Origin of the sequence: Dickeya oryzae (assembly GCF_009372235.1) — a bacterium.
Taxonomy (GTDB): domain Bacteria; phylum Pseudomonadota; class Gammaproteobacteria; order Enterobacterales; family Enterobacteriaceae; genus Dickeya; species Dickeya oryzae.
This window is the reverse complement of record NZ_SULL01000013.1, coordinates 210,366-225,831: the sequence shown is the minus strand read 5'-3', so window position 1 is coordinate 225,831 and position 15,466 is coordinate 210,366. Positions and strand designations below refer to the sequence as shown.

Sequence of the window (15,466 nt, the reverse complement as noted above, 5' to 3'; positions counted from 1 at the left end):
CTCTGTAGTGGGAAGCAGGCCGACTGGCGTTTCGAGGTGCTGACCTGCCATGGGTTGGTTTTAGCGTGACCGGCAGCGTTAGTCCATCAGGCGGATGATCACCGGAAATAGGAATGGCGCGACCAACGAGGTAATGATGCCACAGATAACGAGCGCCAGCGAGCTGAAGGCACCTTCCTGAAAATCGACTTCCGCGCAACGAGCTGTACCCAGTGCGTGTGACGCGGTTCCCATCGCCAGCCCCCGGGCGGATTTGGCGCGAATATTCAGCCGATTAAGCAACGTGTGGCCCATCACCGCGCCGACAATACCAACAAGAATCACACACAGGGCGCTGATGGCTGGAATGCCGCCGATAGCGCTGGCAACGGCCATAGCGATTGGCGTGGTGACCGACTTTGGCAGCACGGAGGCAGCGATTTCCCGCGAGGCACCGAGCCACAAGGCAATCACGGTGCCAGAAATAATGGCGGTGACACTGCCGATAAAACAAACACTGATGATGGATTTCCAGCGCGCACGGATTTGGTGTAGCTGTTCATACAACGGGAAGGCCAGCGCCACCACCGCAGGTTGCAGCAGACTGTTGAGGATGGCGCTACCGCTAAAATAATGATTGTAAGGGATATCCAAAACCAGCAGCAGCGGGATGATCACCAGCATTGAGACCAGCAACGGGTTCAGTAACGGCATTTTCAACGTTAACGCCACTTTGCGGGCACCAAAGAAAACCACCAGTGTTAGCGGTAGTGACCACCACAGATAATTCAGCATTATTTCTCTTCCTTCGTGTCGGCGGTGTTGTGGTCTGGCGGTATCCGGTCACGGTGCATCATCTGGGTGGTGTAACCCACAACGGTCATGACTACAAATGTGCTGACCAGACAGGAGACGACGATGGGGCCGAACTGGTCGCGCACAACGTCATAATAGTTCATCACTCCCACCCCGATAGGCACGAACAGTAGTGCCATGTAGCGGATCAGCAACTGGCAACCCGGTTTGACCCAGCGCGACGGCAGAATTTGCGATGCCAGCAAGGCAAACAGCACCAACATGCCGAGAATGCTGCCGGGAATGGTAATCGGAAGTAACGCAGATATCGCATTGCCAATAAACAGACACAGATAAATCAATGCGAAAGCGCGTAAATACTGCCAGCACAGTGTGATGGTATTGCGCATAGGGGAAAATCCTGGAGAACCGTTAAGGTGATGATAACGCTAATGTCGGCAGTGTGCTACGAATCACAAAAATGAGGAGGGGAGTTTCACCTCTGTTGTACGGTTTTTCATGAATTGCCGCTGATTGAATGGACGATAAGGGTAGTCTGGGTAGGCGGAGGGGAGAACGTCGCCCCATAACACCGGGGCGACGTTTATGCCATTACGCCATTACGTCGGTTACGTTCGCTCTATCACAATTGTTTCTATTACAATTGTTTCTATCACATTGGTTCCATCATATTGCTTCCATGCCATTGGCCAAATGGCATGGATTACATGATATTGAACCGTGACGCAGGCTTAGTGGGGCAGGCCATAACCGAATGGGAACAGCGGTTTTGCGCTGTCATAAGGGAGATCGGGCTGCTGGTTGCGCACCGCTGACATAGAAGACGGCAGCTCAAACGGCAATTTTGCCGTATAAACCGCGCCTGACATCAGCCGGTTGAGCAATACACTATCGCTAACGCCAAAGTTGGCGACCAGTGCGCGGGTTTTATCCACCACATTGGTCAGAATGGCAGGCCGCTCCATATAGACGGTGACCAGCGTCGGCACCCTGGCGCTGGCACGCACGATAGCCTGATAGTCCGGGTTGTCGTTGCGAAATGCCAGCGACCCTTCATGATGGCGGCTGCCAAAGAAAAAGTTCTTGTGTGGCTGTTCGTATGGTGTGTGGGTGCGGATCAGCGCCACGTCTGCCTGCTCTGGCGTATTCACGACGATAAAACCAGCCTCCTGCGCGGCATTTGCCGCAATGCCATGCAGCCAGACCCGGCTGCCTTTACGCAGCGGTAACAGATTGTTGTTTTGCAACAAGACCAGCGAGCGAGCCTGGGTATCGTCTGCCAGTTGTTGCCAGTCTGCCTTGCCGACGATGTCGTTAGCTTGTGTGGCATTAACGTAGGGACGCTCGAATAATCCGGTCTGGAATTTCTGTTTCAGAATGCGGTTGACGGAGGTATCAAGGCGAGCCTCGCTCAGTTTGCCGTCCTGCACCGCTTGCACCAGCAGCGCTGAGTCGGTGACGCCGCCGAACTGATCGATTCCAGCATTCACGGCTTTGACGAAGCGTTCGGCGGGTGTCAGTTTCTCCACACCCCACGGCATACCTCGCGGCACCGGTTTTTCACCCGGCTTCACGCCGGTGAGGCAATCGCCTTTGCAGTCGTTGGTGATAAGCCAGTCACTGAGGATGACGCCGTCAAAACCATACTGGCCGCGCAGCAGGTCAGTAAGCAGGAAACGGTTGAACCCGGCACCGACCTGTTCGATGGGTTTGCCGTGCCAACTGGCGTTTCGCAAAATGGAGTAAGTCGGCATGATGCCCGCCGCATGGGCTTCAAACGCGCCGGTAAACGGGTCGATGTGCCATTGCAGGTTGTTTTGCCGGAATTGCGCGTATTTGCCGTAAACATTGTGGCTGTCCCAGCCGTCTTTTGCCGCACCATACCCGACCCAGTGTTTTACTATCGAGATGACGCTTTGTGCGTTAAGGCCATTTTTACCGTTCTGCATACCGGTGACATAACCGCGCACCATTTTTTTCGTCAGGTCGGGGTCTTCGCCAAAGGTGCCATCAATACGCGGCCAGCGTGGTTCGGTGGCGAGGTCTGCCTGCGGTGATAACGCTTCGGTGATGCCGACGGCGCGGTATTCCTGGCGCACAATATCAGCAAAGCGCCTGACCAGTTCTTCGTCGCCAATCGCCGCCAGTCCAAGCGTCTCCGGCCATTTACTGAATTTACCGACCGATACACTGACACCAACCAGCGACTGGAACGAACTGCGCGGGTCGGTGCTGATAGTGATAGGGATCCCCAGACGGGTGGCTTCCGCCAGTTGCTGTAATTTATTGTTTTCTTCGGCCATCTGTGCCGGGTTATCGCCAGAAAGCCGGGTAATAAAGCTGTTGACGTAGCGATCGGCAATCATGGTTTTTGCCGCATTGAGGTCATATTGCGTACCGGCACCGGTGACGCTGCCTGTCGTTGGCGCGGATCCGTGCATCATCACCCCGGCTTTTTCTGCCAGCGTCATGCGTGAGACCAGGTCCGCCGCCCGCTCTGCCGCAGGTAAACGCCAGTCTTCATACGGGTTGAGTTTTCCGTCGCGGTTCAGGTCCTTAAATGTCAGCCCGTTGACTTTGATCAACGGTGCGCCACGGGTATCGAGCACAGCCTGTTGTACTGCGCTTGCCAGAGGGGAAAACAGTAAGGGTAGCGCGATGAGAAGCGCCTTTTGTCGTATCGCACTTTTTTCCATGTGTAGATTTCTCGTTATTTGAGGTGGTACAGCGGTCGCGGACAACAACACCGCTTCACAGCGCATGTGGGAGGGTGCACGCCGTTGTCCTGCCAGAGAGGTCGTTCACATTAGCAATTCACATCAATAGTCCACATCAACACTAGTGCAGCCTTCAGGTGGCCTTCAAGTCAGCGGGGTAAAATTCTGGATAGAGTTCAAAGAAATAGTTCAAAGAAATAGTGGTGAACTGCGTGCTGCCACCGGTGCGGGTGGTAGCCGTCATTGTGCTGTGCGTAATAGTGCGTAATAAAGGTGGTGAATGAATCTGGTCAGGCTTAGTGGATAAATGCGGTGATGCTCAGCAGACTCATCGTCAACTGGTTATGCAATAGCATTGCCAGCAGAATCAGGCTGGTTGACCCCATTTGGGTTAACACCGCACGGTGCAGTTGGGAGGTGTGCAGCAACCAGCCAGGTTCACCGGGGCCAGTGGTGTCCAGTGCGGTCGTGGCCGGGTCACGCCATTTCTTTTCTGCGATAGAGTCGATGACGAAAAACGCCACGCTCAGGACAAACCACAATTGGAATAAGCGGTGCCAGTCATCCAGCCACAGCATGACAGCCCCGCTTATCATCAGCAGCCAACCTGCCACGTTGTAAAATCTGTCGGTAATGGTTAATCCACTGAGCAGTAGTTGCTTTTCGGGGTTATGCTGGCAGGATTGCAACCGCCATGAAAGCCAGGGGGCAAACAGTAACGGGCCTGTGGCAGCTACTGCAGCCAGCGCATGCAGCAATTTCATCAGGTTATATTCCAGCATGGGTCATTTCCTTTTTTATCGTGAATCGAGTTTTATCGTAAATCCTAGTGTGCTTACGGTAACGCAGTACGACCAAGCCGGGAATGCTCGATAAAGTCATAGTATCGAATGAAAGTGACAATTCACGTGAATAGGGCGATGACCGTCGCCGGGGAACCAGTGGACGTGGTTTGTAGACTCAGGCCGTGGGAGCGTTTTGTGTGTTGAGGTGTCGGCGTGCGTGGCTGGGGCTATTGCCGGTCATGCGGCGAAACCAGTGCCCAAAGGAGTCGCTGGATGAAAACCCTAGCTGGATGGCCAGCTCATCATTGGATTTATTGTCTGCCAGTCCGCGCCAGGCTTCGGATAATAACAGGCGATTATGCCATTCGGTAAAACGTAGCCCGGTATGACGCACAAACAGTCTGGCCAGCGTACGTTCCGTCGCCCCCACCAGTTTTCCCCAGTCAGCGAGGCTGCGGCGTAATGCCGGTGTGGCGATGAGACAATCGGTGATTTTTTTCAGGCGGTGATCGCCGGGTAAGGGCAGGGAGAGGTTGCTGGAGGGCATTTCCTCGATTTCTTCGAAGAGCAGTTGCAGGATGCGATCGCGACGTTCATCGCTCAGTGTGGTCTGTGCAAAGGCCAGACGTTCGCACAAGCCGACGATAAACGTGGACGCATCCAACAGTTTTATCTCACTCGACGAGCAGTGGCACAGCGAGGGGGCAACGTACAGCACGGTTAAATCAACCCGATGTAAGGCATGCCCCCAGTGCACGACATTCGGCGGGATCCATACCGCCATGCCCGGTTTAATCAGCCAGTTTCGAAATGCCGTATGACCGTACAGTATTCCTTGTCGCACCAGTACAAACTGTCCCTGAGTGTGCTGGTGCGGTACATTTTCAGATACGGAAACTGAATCAAGAATACGCTCGGTAAAAAAAGCGTCATGCTGGTGGATCACGTCGTCCATTATGCATCCGTCAGTGTTGCCCGTTACTGTCAGGATTTTTGATAGTAATTGGGGATAAGGAAACAAAAAATTACGCCTACCAGCATACTTCCCCCCAATAATGCGAAACAAGTCTGATATGTATTTCCTGTCTGAATATGCTGTTGCAGCGTCGCCAACAGGTTGACGCCAACGGCTGCGCCAATATTGCGTAAAAACTGGATGGTTGAGGTCCAGGCACCCAGACGCTCTGGCGGTGCGCTGTTTTGAGCCAGTACCAGCGTGGTGGTGGCGGTGAATCCCATCCCCAGACCAATCATGACCAGTGCCAACGCGATAACCAACGTGTTATTAAGCGTCAGCGCAGCATTCATTACCATACAGCCGATAGCCAGTAACGCCATTCCGGCACCCGCCATGGTTCGATATCCCCGTTTGGCGAGCAGGTTGCCGCATACGGCAGAGCCGACGACCCAGCCTAACGCGGCCAGCATAATCAGCAGCCCGCCCGATAACAGCGTACCGCCAGACTGACTGAGTGCCAGAGGCAGCAAGGTGACGGAGGCATAGAGACCCGCGCTGGAGAGCATGACCAGTACAATGACCGAGAACAGCGCGCCGCGGCGGAAAAATTCGACGGGAATCGGGCTGCTGAGCGGTTGTTTTTGCAGGCGCAAGGCCAGAAGTGCAGCGCTAATCAGCACCAGCGCGACAGGGGCAAACCAGGGCATCATCAGGCGCGATGAACTGGTCATCAGCCACATCAGCACGCTGGCCAGCACGATGAGCGCCAACTGTGCGGTCATATCGAGGCGAACCGTGTTTTGTCGCTTGCCCACCGTCGGCGTAAACACCAGCAACAGCAACGCACCCAGCCCGACGGGCAGGTTGAACCAGAAGATAGACCGCCATCCGAACCAATGGGTTAATACGCTACCGCACAGTGGGCCAATGATAGCGGCAAGCCCCCAGACAGCACTGAGCATGCCTTGCATTTTGCCTCGCTGGCTGGCGTCAAACAGACTGGCGAGTAACGCGTAGGTCAATACAATCAGGCCGCCAGCGCTACACCCCTGCAAGACGCGTGCGGCAATCAGCCAGCCCATCGTCGGGCTGACGGCAGCCAGAACCGAGGCGGCCAGAAAGATGATCAGGCTGGTTTTCAGCGTGATGGAAACACCGAGGCGGTCAGCGCAGGCACCAGCCAGCGGAGCAATCAATGCCACGGGCAGTAAGAAGCCGGACATGATCCAGGGCCAGAGTTCGGCGTGGCCCAACTCATCACGCATGGCTGGCAGTGCGGTGCTGACAATGGTGCTATCCACCGCGGCAAGAAACAGGGTGGCGACAATCGCCACCACACCTAAACGTGTTTTAGGTTGCGGCATTGCTGCCGCATTCAGAGCGTGTTCTTTCATGCGAAAGGACCCCAGCTATGTATATGAGAAGATTTGGAGAAATTAACGACCAGCGCCTGTGTCTGTTCGGTCATGGGGTTATTCATGAGTAATCCATGGTGGTATTCTGATTTATCTATAATTCCAATATGCTCTGAGATAAATATCGAAAATGTATTTTTGCTTCGCTAGCGACTCCATCAGCAGGATAAATAATATCAGGCTGTATATCAGCACTGCCAATAGCTCTACTTTTTTGCTTCAAATAGAACATGCTGATCCTTTGCTTGGAATTCCATATATGATAGGAATACTAGCAACGTTGATGCTTATGGAGAATGACCATTCAGGACAGAATGTCGAATAAAACGGACATTAATAGGAGCCAATTTTTTTAATAATGTTGGCCCCTGAAAATGAATTCAGGATTTTTTTAAGAAAATAAAAAGGTAAATATTTTACCAGCACGCTGATAATTATTCCGGAGGGGGATTGCCTGGCATTTAAATATCCAGGCAGGCAAGCAGAAAGTATGAATCAGTGGAAAAACGAAGGATGGGCACCACTCACGGCATCCGCGATAGCGTGAGTTAATTGTGCTAATGCCTGCGGTTCAATGATAAATGGTGGCATCAGATAAATCAGTTTGCCAAAGGGGCGAATCCATACTCCCCGTTCGACAAAGAACCGTTGCAGGTTCGCCATATTGACCGGCTGGTGGGTTTCCACCACGCCGATAGCACCCAACACCCGCACATCGGCAACCGCGGGTGCGTCCCTAAGTGGCAGCAACGCCTGACGCAGTTGCTCTTCGATGGCCGTCACCTGCGCCTGCCAGCGATTTTCTGCCAGCAGTGTCAGGCTGGCGTGGGCCACGGCGCACGCCAGTGGGTTTCCCATAAATGTCGGGCCGTGCATGAAGCATCCGGCCTCGCCATTGCTGATGGTCTCGGCGACCGCACGGGTAGTCAGTGTGGCGGACAGTGTCATGTAGCCACCGGTTAGCGCCTTGCCAAGACACAGTATATCCGGCGTGACGTCGGCGTGTTCGCAGGCAAACAGACGCCCGGTGCGGCCAAATCCGGTGGCGATTTCATCGGCGATCAACAAGATGCCGTGTTGATCGCATAACTGACGGACTTGTCGCAGGTACTCGGGATGATAAAAGCGCATACCGCCCGCACCCTGCACGATAGGCTCCAGAATGACGGCGGCGATTTCACGCTGATGCTGTTGCAGCAAGGCGCTGAACGCCGAGATATCTTCCTGTTGCCACGGCTGGTCAAACCCGCCGCGCGGCGCATCGGCAAACAGATGCGGTGGCAGATATCCCTGATAAAGACTGTGCATCGAGTTGTCCGGGTCGCACACCGACATCGCGCCGAAGGTATCGCCATGATAGCCGTGGCGCAGCGTCAGAAAACGCTGACGACGTTCCCCGCGTGCCTGCCAGTATTGCAACGCCATCTTCATCGCCACTTCTACTGCCACCGATCCAGAGTCGGCCAAAAACACACACTCGAGTGCCGCCGGGGTGATCGCTACTAACTGGCGACACAGCGCCACCGCCGCCGGATGGGTGATGCCGCCAAACATGACATGTGACATCTGTGCCAGTTGCGCTTGCAACGCCTGATTCAAGCGTGGGTGATTGTAGCCATGAATCGCCGCCCACCAGGACGACATGCCATCCACCAACTGGCGGCCATCAGCCAGTTGCAACCGGTAGCCGCTGGCAGCGGTGACCGGATAACAGGGCAGTGGGGACGTCATAGAAGTGTAAGGGTGCCAGATATGGCGCAGGTCGAAGTCCAGGTCATCCTGATTCATACTGTTGTCAACTAATCTGATCTCAATTTGGTTGACAGTATACCCACATAAATTACACTGGCGAGACTTTTTTACCCGGAGCAATGACGATGACCGAACGCGTAAACTGGACACTGGAACAGGCGCAAGCCCTGTTTGATAAGCCGTTTCTGGAACTGATGTTTGAGGCACAGCAGGTGCATCGCCAGCACTTTGATTCCCGTCAGGTGCAGGTCAGCACACTGTTATCCATCAAAACCGGCGCGTGTCCGGAAGATTGCAAATATTGTCCGCAAAGCGCCCGTTACCGCACCGGCATTGAAACCGAAAGGCTCATGCAGGTTGAGCAGGTACTGGAGTCCGCCCGTCAGGCAAAAGCTGCAGGCTCGACCCGATTCTGTATGGGCGCGGCGTGGAAAAATCCTCACGAGCGCGATATGCCGTATCTGGAATCGATGGTGCGCGGTGTGAAAGAGATGGGTATGGAAACCTGCATGACGCTGGGTACGCTGCATGGCGATCAGGCACAGCGACTGGCGGCGGCCGGGCTGGATTTCTATAACCACAACCTGGATACCTCGCCGGAGTTTTACGGCAACATCATTACCACCCGTACCTATCAGGAGCGGCTCGATACGCTGGATAAAGTCCGTGGTGCAGGTATCAAAGTCTGCTCCGGCGGGATTGTCGGGCTGGGGGAAACGGTGCGTGACCGTGCTGGCCTGTTGGTGCAACTGGCCAATCTGCCGACGCCGCCGGAGAGTGTCCCCATCAACATGCTGGTGAAAGTGAAGGGCACGCCGCTGGCGGAAAACGACGATGTGGACCCATTCGATTTTATCCGCACTATTGCGGTGGCACGCATCATGATGCCGACGTCTTATGTGCGGCTATCCGCCGGTCGTGAACAGATGAGCGAACAGACACAGGCGATGTGTTTTATGGCGGGTGCCAATTCCATTTTTTATGGTTGCAAGCTGCTGACGACGCCAAACCCGAAAGAAGATAAGGACCTGTTGCTGTTTCGCAAACTGGGGCTTAACCCGCAGCAAACCCAAACCGAATATGGCGACAACCAGCAACAGCAGCATCTGACCGAGCAATTGCTGCATACCGATACTGAGCAATATTACAACGCGGCGGTATAAATGAGCTGGCAGCAACGGATCGATCAGGCGCTGGCACAGCGGCAGGCGCAAGACGCCTACCGGGTGCGTCTGGCTAATGACGGTGGCAGCGGTCGCTGGCTGGTGCGCGAGCAACAACGTTATCTCAATTTTTCCTGTAATGATTATCTGGGGTTGAGCCAGCACCCGGCGATTGTGCGCGCCTGGCAGCAAGGGGCGCAGCAGTTCGGTGTGGGCAGTGGCGGCTCTGGTCACGTAACCGGTTATACCACCGCACACCAACAACTGGAGCAACAGTTGGCAGACTGGCTGGGATATGACCGGGCAGTGCTGATGATCTCCGGTTTTGCCGCGAATCAGGCGGTGATAGCTGCGCTGATGGCAGAGGGCGACCGTATTCTGGCGGATCGGCTCAGCCATGCCTCGCTACTGGAAGCCGCCAGCCTGTCACCCGCGACGCTACGCCGCTTTCACCATAACCAGCCGGAATCGTTGCAATCATTGTTGGAAAAACCGGCATTGCTGGAAAAACCGGTAGGTGGTCAGACGCTGGTGGTCACCGAAGGGGTATTCAGCATGGATGGTGATACGGCACCGTTGGCGGCATTGCACCAGTGTTGTCGCGAGCAGAGCGCCTGGCTGATGGTGGATGATGCCCACGGTATCGGCACGCTGGGGGAGCACGGTCGCGGCTGTTGCGCGCAACAAGGGGTGAAACCTGAATTGCTGATCGTCACCTTCGGCAAGGCCTTTGGTGTCAGCGGTGCGGCGGTGTTGTGTAGCCAGTCGATTGCGGAATACTTGCTACAGTTTGCCCGCCATCTGATATACAGCACCGCCATGCCACCGGCGCAAGCCTGTGCGCTGTCAGCGGCGCTGACGACTATTCGTGGCGATGATGGCGATGCCCGGCGTGATGCGCTGGCGCAGAATGTTCAGCGTTTTCGCAAGGGGGCTGCAGGCCTGCCGTTTCGCCTGTTGGCATCAGAAAGCGCCATTCAGCCGCTGATTGTCGGTGATAACGCCTGGTCGCTGGCGCTGTCGCAGCAATTGCGCTCGGCGGGGCTGTGGGTCAACGCCATACGGCCGCCCACCGTGCCACCGGGTACGGCACGCTTGCGCATTACCCTGACAGCCAGTCATCAGCCTGACGATATCGACAGACTGCTGGAGGTGTTGCATGACGCAGGTTGACGGGGTGTTGAACGCATCGCCCCCCCATAAACAGGCGATCGCCCGTGCTTTCGGCCGGGCGGCTTCGCAGTATGACCGCTTTGCCGCACTACAGCGTGAAAGCGGCGAACACCTGATGACTCTGGTTGGTGAACATCACGGCGGTGAACTGCTGGATGCCGGTTGTGGTACCGGCTATTTCAGTGCGCGCTGGCAGGCGTGCGGAAAACGGGTGACGGCGCTGGACCTGTCCGTGGATATGCTGACGATGGCGCGTCAGCGTCAGGCCGCGACACACTACCTGCAGGGGGATATCGAGCACTTGCCGCTGGCGGATGGCAGCGTGGATATCAGTTTTAGCAATATGGCGATGCAATGGTGTGATGACTTTGCCGCCGGTCTGGCCGAGCTTTATCGGGTCACCCGGCCTGGCGGGGTGATTGCCTTTTGTACGCTGGCGCAGGGGACGCTGGCCGAGCTGGATGACGCCTGGCAGCAACTGGATGGCTCCCGGCGTATTAATCGATTCTTGTCGCTGGAAGCCATTGTTTCAACCTGTCGTCGTTACCATGCGGATATCTCGCTGGCCCCCGCGACATGCTATTTTCCCGATGTACTGGCGCTGATGCGCTCCGTCAAAGGTGTGGGGGCGACCTGGTTGCGGGAAGGGCGGGAGCCGCGCGGCCTGAACCGTCAGAAACTGATGGCGCTGGCTACGCATTATAGCCGTCACCCACAAGGCTATCCGCTGACCTATCAACGCATTTTTGGAGTGATTTACCGTGACTGAGCGCTGGTTTGTAACCGGAACCGATACCGAAGTGGGGAAAACCGTTGCCAGTGTGGCGCTGTTGCAGGCTGCCCGTCGTGCCGGATACCGTACCGCAGGTTATAAGCCCGTGGCGTCCGGGTGTGAGCTAACCCCACACGGCATCCGCAATAGCGATGCATTGCAGCTACAGACTAACAGCACACTGGCGCTGCCATACGACGCGGTGAATCCGCTGGCCTTTATGGAACCGACATCGCCCCATATCGTCAGTGCAGAGGAAAATCGACCGATTGACTTTTCTACCCTCAGTGACGGTCTGCGCCAGCTTGAGCGTCAGGCAAACTGGGTCCTGGTTGAAGGGGCGGGCGGCTGGTTTACGCCGCTTTCCACACAGCAAACCTTTGCTGACTGGGTACAGGAAGAGGCGTTAGCGGTGATTTTGGTCGTCGGCGTCAAGCTGGGGTGCATCAATCACGCCATGCTCACCGCGCAGGCCGTGCAGCACGCGGGTGTCAGGCTGGCGGGATGGATTGCCAATGTCGTGCAGCCGCCAGGGCGTTATCACCGCGCCTATTTGCAGACGTTACAAGATAACCTTCCGGCGCCGTTGTTAGGGGAAATCCCGTATTTATCCAAGCCGTTTCAGCAGGATATCGGTGATTACTTAAACATCACTTTACTAACAGGTTAACGAAGTTGGGTGAATGTTGCGTAGGTGGTGGTTTTATCCCTGTTCCTAATTGAAATTGATAGAAAAAACCATCTTGAAAACTGCTGATCGAGCCACTGGGTCAGCAGTTTTTCTTTTTGCTAAGTCTGTGTCATTTAGCACTTTTTTTTATAATAAGCGGCACGTCAAACACGGAAATTTTGTTTAAAAGTCGTTTGCCGGTCTCTAACGGGCCAAGGTAACGAAAGACGCCAATACAGGAGGCGCGGGCGCTTGTGGGAGTTATCCACTATTTCTGTGGATAACTGTGTGTATTAGGGTTAGAAAAAACGCGCCAGCCAAGAGCTGGCGCGGGTTACACCGGGTTTGGTGCTAAACTCCGCTTTTTTGTGAAGTTCTTTTAAATCAATAAATTAATTAAAATCAAGTCACTTTTATGTCAGTGCGTCATCCCTGAATAAATTACCGACACTGGTCGTAGCAGATAATTTGAGAAACAGCATTTCTGGGGATAAATGCGTGATTTTTTGCTGGATAGCAACATCACTCTGTGCTAGTCAACGAGGGCACGTGCTGGTGTGTGGTCAATGGTTAAGAATTACTTGATGCTGTTTTTATATCCAGTAATATGAGGCTGGCAAATCTGGCTGGGGGTTTTCATACTAGACGTATCCCTTTCCTGTCGATGAGGCGGGTCATGCCGACTCGCGTCTGATGCGTGATTCCAACCGTTTTTTATCCGGGTGTCTTGTTCATGAGTAAAGCGTTCAAACTGCATTCTGCCTTTAAGCCCGCAGGCGACCAACCTGAAGCGATACGTCGTCTGAAAGAGGGGCTGGAAGACGGGCTGGCGCATCAGACATTATTGGGGGTAACAGGCTCCGGCAAGACGTTTACCATCGCTAACGTGATTGCGGATCTCAACCGGCCTACCATGGTGCTGGCACCGAATAAAACCCTGGCCGCGCAGTTGTATGGCGAAATGAAGGAGTTTTTTCCGGACAACGCGGTGGAGTATTTCGTGTCTTACTACGATTACTACCAGCCTGAAGCCTATGTGCCAAGCTCCGATACCTTTATCGAGAAGGATGCTTCGGTTAACGAACACATCGAGCAGATGCGCTTGTCTGCGACCAAGGCCCTGCTGGAGCGGCGTGACGTGGTAGTGGTGGCGTCGGTATCCGCCATTTACGGTCTGGGCGACCCGGACCTCTACCTGAAGATGATGCTGCACCTGACGCAAGGCATGCTGATTGATCAGCGCGCTATTTTGCGTCGGCTGGCGGAGTTGCAATATTCCCGCAACGATCAGGCCTTTAGCCGTGGCACCTTCCGGGTTCGCGGCGAGGTCATCGATATTTTCCCGGCGGAATCCGATGAGATAGCGCTGCGGGTCGAGTTGTTTGACGAAGAAGTGGAGCGGCTGTCGCTGTTTGACCCGCTCACCGGCCACATCGTGCAAACCGTACCGCGTTACACCATTTACCCGAAAACCCACTATGTGACGCCACGCGAACGCATTTTGCAGGCGATGGAAGAGATCAAAGTCGAACTGGCGGAACGCCGTCAGGTGTTGCTGGCTAACAATAAACTGCTGGAAGAGCAGCGGCTGGCGCAGCGCACCACCTTCGATCTGGAAATGATGAATGAGCTGGGGTATTGCTCCGGCATTGAAAACTACTCCCGCTTTCTGTCCGGACGCGGCCCCGGCGAACCGCCGCCAACCTTGTTTGATTACCTGCCCGCCGATGGGCTGCTGGTGATTGACGAATCCCATGTGACTATCCCGCAACTGGGGGGGATGTATCGTGGTGACCGGGCACGTAAAGAAACGCTGGTGGAATACGGGTTTCGCTTACCCTCGGCGTTGGATAACCGGCCGATGAAGTTTGAGGAATTCGAAGCGCTGGCACCTCAGACCATTTATGTTTCGGCGACGCCAGGTAATTACGAACTGGAAAAATCTGGCGGCGAGATAATCGATCAGGTAGTGCGGCCGACCGGCCTGCTGGACCCGGTGCTGGAAGTGCGCCCGGTTACGACGCAGGTGGACGATTTGCTGTCGGAAATCCGCAAACGTTCGGCCATTAACGAGCGTGTGCTGGTCACCACCCTGACCAAACGCATGGCGGAGGACCTGACCGAGTATCTGGAAGAGCACGGCGAGCGGGTACGTTACCTGCACTCGGATATCGATACCGTGGAGCGGGTAGAAATCATCCGTGATTTGCGACTGGGCGAGTTCGACGTATTGGTGGGTATCAACCTGCTGCGTGAAGGGCTGGATATGCCAGAAGTGTCGCTGGTGGCGATTCTGGACGCCGACAAAGAAGGCTTCCTGCGCTCGGAGCGGTCGCTGATTCAGACCATTGGCCGTGCGGCGCGTAACCTTAACGGCAAGGCGATTTTGTATGCCGACAGGATTACGCCGTCGATGGAGCGCGCCATCAATGAAACCCAACGCCGCCGTGAGAAACAGCAGGCCTACAACGAGCAGCATGGCATTGTGCCGCAGGGGCTGAACAAGAAGATTGGCGACATTTTGCAGATTGGTCAGCCTGTCAACGGCAAGGGCAAAGGCCGCGGCAAGAAAGCGGCGGAACCGGCGGCACGGTATCAGCAACTGTCGCCGAAAGCGTTGGATCAGAAAATCCGTGAGCTGGAAAGCCAGATGCTGACCCATGCACAGAATCTGGAATTCGAAGAGGCCGCCCGTCTGCGCGACGAAATCCACGCGCTGCGCGAGCAGTTTATTGCGGCATCCTGACTGCGTTGGTGCTGTTGGCATACTTTTGCCAGCGGCGTGACGCGATACCTCCGAATACAAGAGTGATGGTGTGATGAAAAATACGATCCCCGATGTGCCGCTTTCTGGTGTCGATGTGCTGTTCGTGGCAGGTTTTGGGCCGATAACGGTGTCGGTGCCGACCAGCCAGACGTTCTATCAGACCCTGTTGAATCTGCCGATAAAACCGATGGAAGGTAATGACGCCTACCTGACCTGCGATACGTTGGACGGTGTGAAGCACTTTGCATTATGGCCGCTGGCGCAGGCGAGCCAGTCCTGCTTCGGCACTGACAGCTGGCCGTCAACCTACCCGATTCCGCAAGGCTGGATGGAACTGGAAGTGGTGGATATCGGGGCGGCGACCGAGGCAATCAAACAACAGGGTTACCCATTGCTGGTGGATAACCGACTGGAACCCTGGGGTCAGACGGTAACCCGTTTCCTCAGCCCTGAGGGGCTATTAGTGGGGGTTACCCATACGCCGTGGCTGAGGGCGTGA

At 55.2% G+C, this 15,466-nt stretch carries 13 protein-coding genes; 6 read left to right on the top strand and 7 right to left on the bottom strand.

Features of this window, described 5'->3' with window-relative positions:
* Positions 1-78: 78 nt before the first annotated feature.
* The 7 genes from FAZ14_RS14695 to bioA all read right to left on the bottom strand — a co-directional run bounded on the left by FAZ14_RS14695 (position 79) and on the right by bioA (position 8,458).
* Positions 79-774, bottom strand: a complete 696-nt coding sequence (locus FAZ14_RS14695; protein WP_016942637.1) for a CidB/LrgB family autolysis modulator — start codon at positions 772-774, stop codon at positions 79-81.
* Positions 774-1,184, bottom strand: coding sequence for a CidA/LrgA family protein (locus FAZ14_RS14690; protein ID WP_038926378.1), 411 nt, complete (start codon positions 1,182-1,184; stop codon positions 774-776). The genes FAZ14_RS14695 and FAZ14_RS14690 overlap by 1 nt, the downstream gene beginning before the upstream one ends.
* Before the next feature lie 342 nt (positions 1,185-1,526).
* A complete protein-coding gene (locus FAZ14_RS14685; RefSeq protein ID WP_153508773.1) occupies positions 1,527-3,491 on the bottom strand; it encodes a glycoside hydrolase family 3 protein in 1,965 nt (654 codons plus the stop codon).
* Positions 3,492-3,808: 317 nt separating this feature from the next.
* Positions 3,809-4,294: a hypothetical protein gene (locus FAZ14_RS14680; RefSeq protein WP_038926376.1), complete on the bottom strand. Its 486-nt coding sequence runs from the start codon at positions 4,292-4,294 to the stop codon at positions 3,809-3,811.
* A gap of 178 nt (positions 4,295-4,472) precedes the next feature.
* Positions 4,473-5,252 carry a helix-turn-helix domain-containing protein gene (locus FAZ14_RS14675; protein WP_038926375.1) on the bottom strand — a complete coding sequence of 260 codons (780 nt, stop codon included), beginning with the start codon at positions 5,250-5,252 and terminating at the stop codon, positions 4,473-4,475.
* Between the two features lie 29 nt (positions 5,253-5,281).
* Positions 5,282-6,649 carry an MFS transporter gene (locus FAZ14_RS14670; protein ID WP_016942632.1) on the bottom strand — a complete coding sequence of 456 codons (1,368 nt, stop codon included), beginning with the start codon at positions 6,647-6,649 and terminating at the stop codon, positions 5,282-5,284.
* A 516-nt stretch (positions 6,650-7,165) separates the two neighbouring features.
* Positions 7,166-8,458, bottom strand: coding sequence for an adenosylmethionine--8-amino-7-oxononanoate transaminase (gene bioA / locus FAZ14_RS14665; protein ID WP_153508772.1), 1,293 nt, complete (start codon positions 8,456-8,458; stop codon positions 7,166-7,168).
* A gap of 89 nt (positions 8,459-8,547) precedes the next feature.
* On the opposite strand from bioA, the gene bioB reads away from it, so the two are divergent.
* From bioB to FAZ14_RS14635, 6 genes are all read left to right on the top strand, one after another.
* A complete protein-coding gene (gene bioB / locus FAZ14_RS14660; RefSeq protein WP_038904732.1) occupies positions 8,548-9,585 on the top strand; it encodes a biotin synthase BioB in 1,038 nt (345 codons plus the stop codon).
* The gene (gene bioF / locus FAZ14_RS14655) at positions 9,586-10,758 is read left to right on the top strand and encodes an 8-amino-7-oxononanoate synthase (protein WP_153508771.1); all 1,173 of its coding nucleotides are present in this window, start codon (positions 9,586-9,588) and stop codon (positions 10,756-10,758) included.
* Positions 10,745-11,527, top strand: coding sequence for a malonyl-ACP O-methyltransferase BioC (gene bioC / locus FAZ14_RS14650; RefSeq protein WP_153508770.1), 783 nt, complete (start codon positions 10,745-10,747; stop codon positions 11,525-11,527). Before bioF ends, bioC begins: the two co-directional genes overlap by 14 nt.
* The gene (gene bioD, locus FAZ14_RS14645; RefSeq protein ID WP_038926372.1) at positions 11,520-12,200 is read left to right on the top strand and encodes a dethiobiotin synthase; all 681 of its coding nucleotides are present in this window, start codon (positions 11,520-11,522) and stop codon (positions 12,198-12,200) included. Before bioC ends, bioD begins: the two co-directional genes overlap by 8 nt.
* Before the next feature lie 733 nt (positions 12,201-12,933).
* The gene (gene uvrB, locus FAZ14_RS14640) at positions 12,934-14,946 is read left to right on the top strand and encodes an excinuclease ABC subunit UvrB (RefSeq protein WP_038926371.1); all 2,013 of its coding nucleotides are present in this window, start codon (positions 12,934-12,936) and stop codon (positions 14,944-14,946) included.
* A 73-nt stretch (positions 14,947-15,019) separates the two neighbouring features.
* Complete coding sequence (locus FAZ14_RS14635) at positions 15,020-15,466, top strand: VOC family protein (RefSeq protein WP_153508769.1); 447 nt, start codon at positions 15,020-15,022, stop codon at positions 15,464-15,466.

What these genes read in the sequence shown, in the direction of transcription:
- FAZ14_RS14695 (WP_016942637.1), bottom strand. Translation starts at nt 774, where the DNA reads ATGCTGAATTATCTGTGGTGGTCACTACCGCTAACACTGGTGGTTTTC.
- FAZ14_RS14690 (WP_038926378.1), bottom strand. Translation starts at nt 1,184, where the DNA reads ATGCGCAATACCATCACACTGTGCTGGCAGTATTTACGCGCTTTCGCA.
- FAZ14_RS14685 (WP_153508773.1), bottom strand. Translation starts at nt 3,491, where the DNA reads ATGGAAAAAAGTGCGATACGACAAAAGGCGCTTCTCATCGCGCTACCC.
- FAZ14_RS14680 (WP_038926376.1), bottom strand. Translation starts at nt 4,294, where the DNA reads ATGCTGGAATATAACCTGATGAAATTGCTGCATGCGCTGGCTGCAGTA.
- FAZ14_RS14675 (WP_038926375.1), bottom strand. Translation starts at nt 5,252, where the DNA reads ATGGACGACGTGATCCACCAGCATGACGCTTTTTTTACCGAGCGTATT.
- FAZ14_RS14670 (WP_016942632.1), bottom strand. Translation starts at nt 6,649, where the DNA reads ATGAAAGAACACGCTCTGAATGCGGCAGCAATGCCGCAACCTAAAACA.
- bioA (WP_153508772.1), bottom strand. Translation starts at nt 8,458, where the DNA reads ATGAATCAGGATGACCTGGACTTCGACCTGCGCCATATCTGGCACCCT.
- bioB (WP_038904732.1), top strand. Translation starts at nt 8,548, where the DNA reads ATGACCGAACGCGTAAACTGGACACTGGAACAGGCGCAAGCCCTGTTT.
- bioF (WP_153508771.1), top strand. Translation starts at nt 9,586, where the DNA reads ATGAGCTGGCAGCAACGGATCGATCAGGCGCTGGCACAGCGGCAGGCG.
- bioC (WP_153508770.1), top strand. Translation starts at nt 10,745, where the DNA reads ATGACGCAGGTTGACGGGGTGTTGAACGCATCGCCCCCCCATAAACAG.
- uvrB (WP_038926371.1), top strand. Translation starts at nt 12,934, where the DNA reads ATGAGTAAAGCGTTCAAACTGCATTCTGCCTTTAAGCCCGCAGGCGAC.
- FAZ14_RS14635 (WP_153508769.1), top strand. Translation starts at nt 15,020, where the DNA reads ATGAAAAATACGATCCCCGATGTGCCGCTTTCTGGTGTCGATGTGCTG.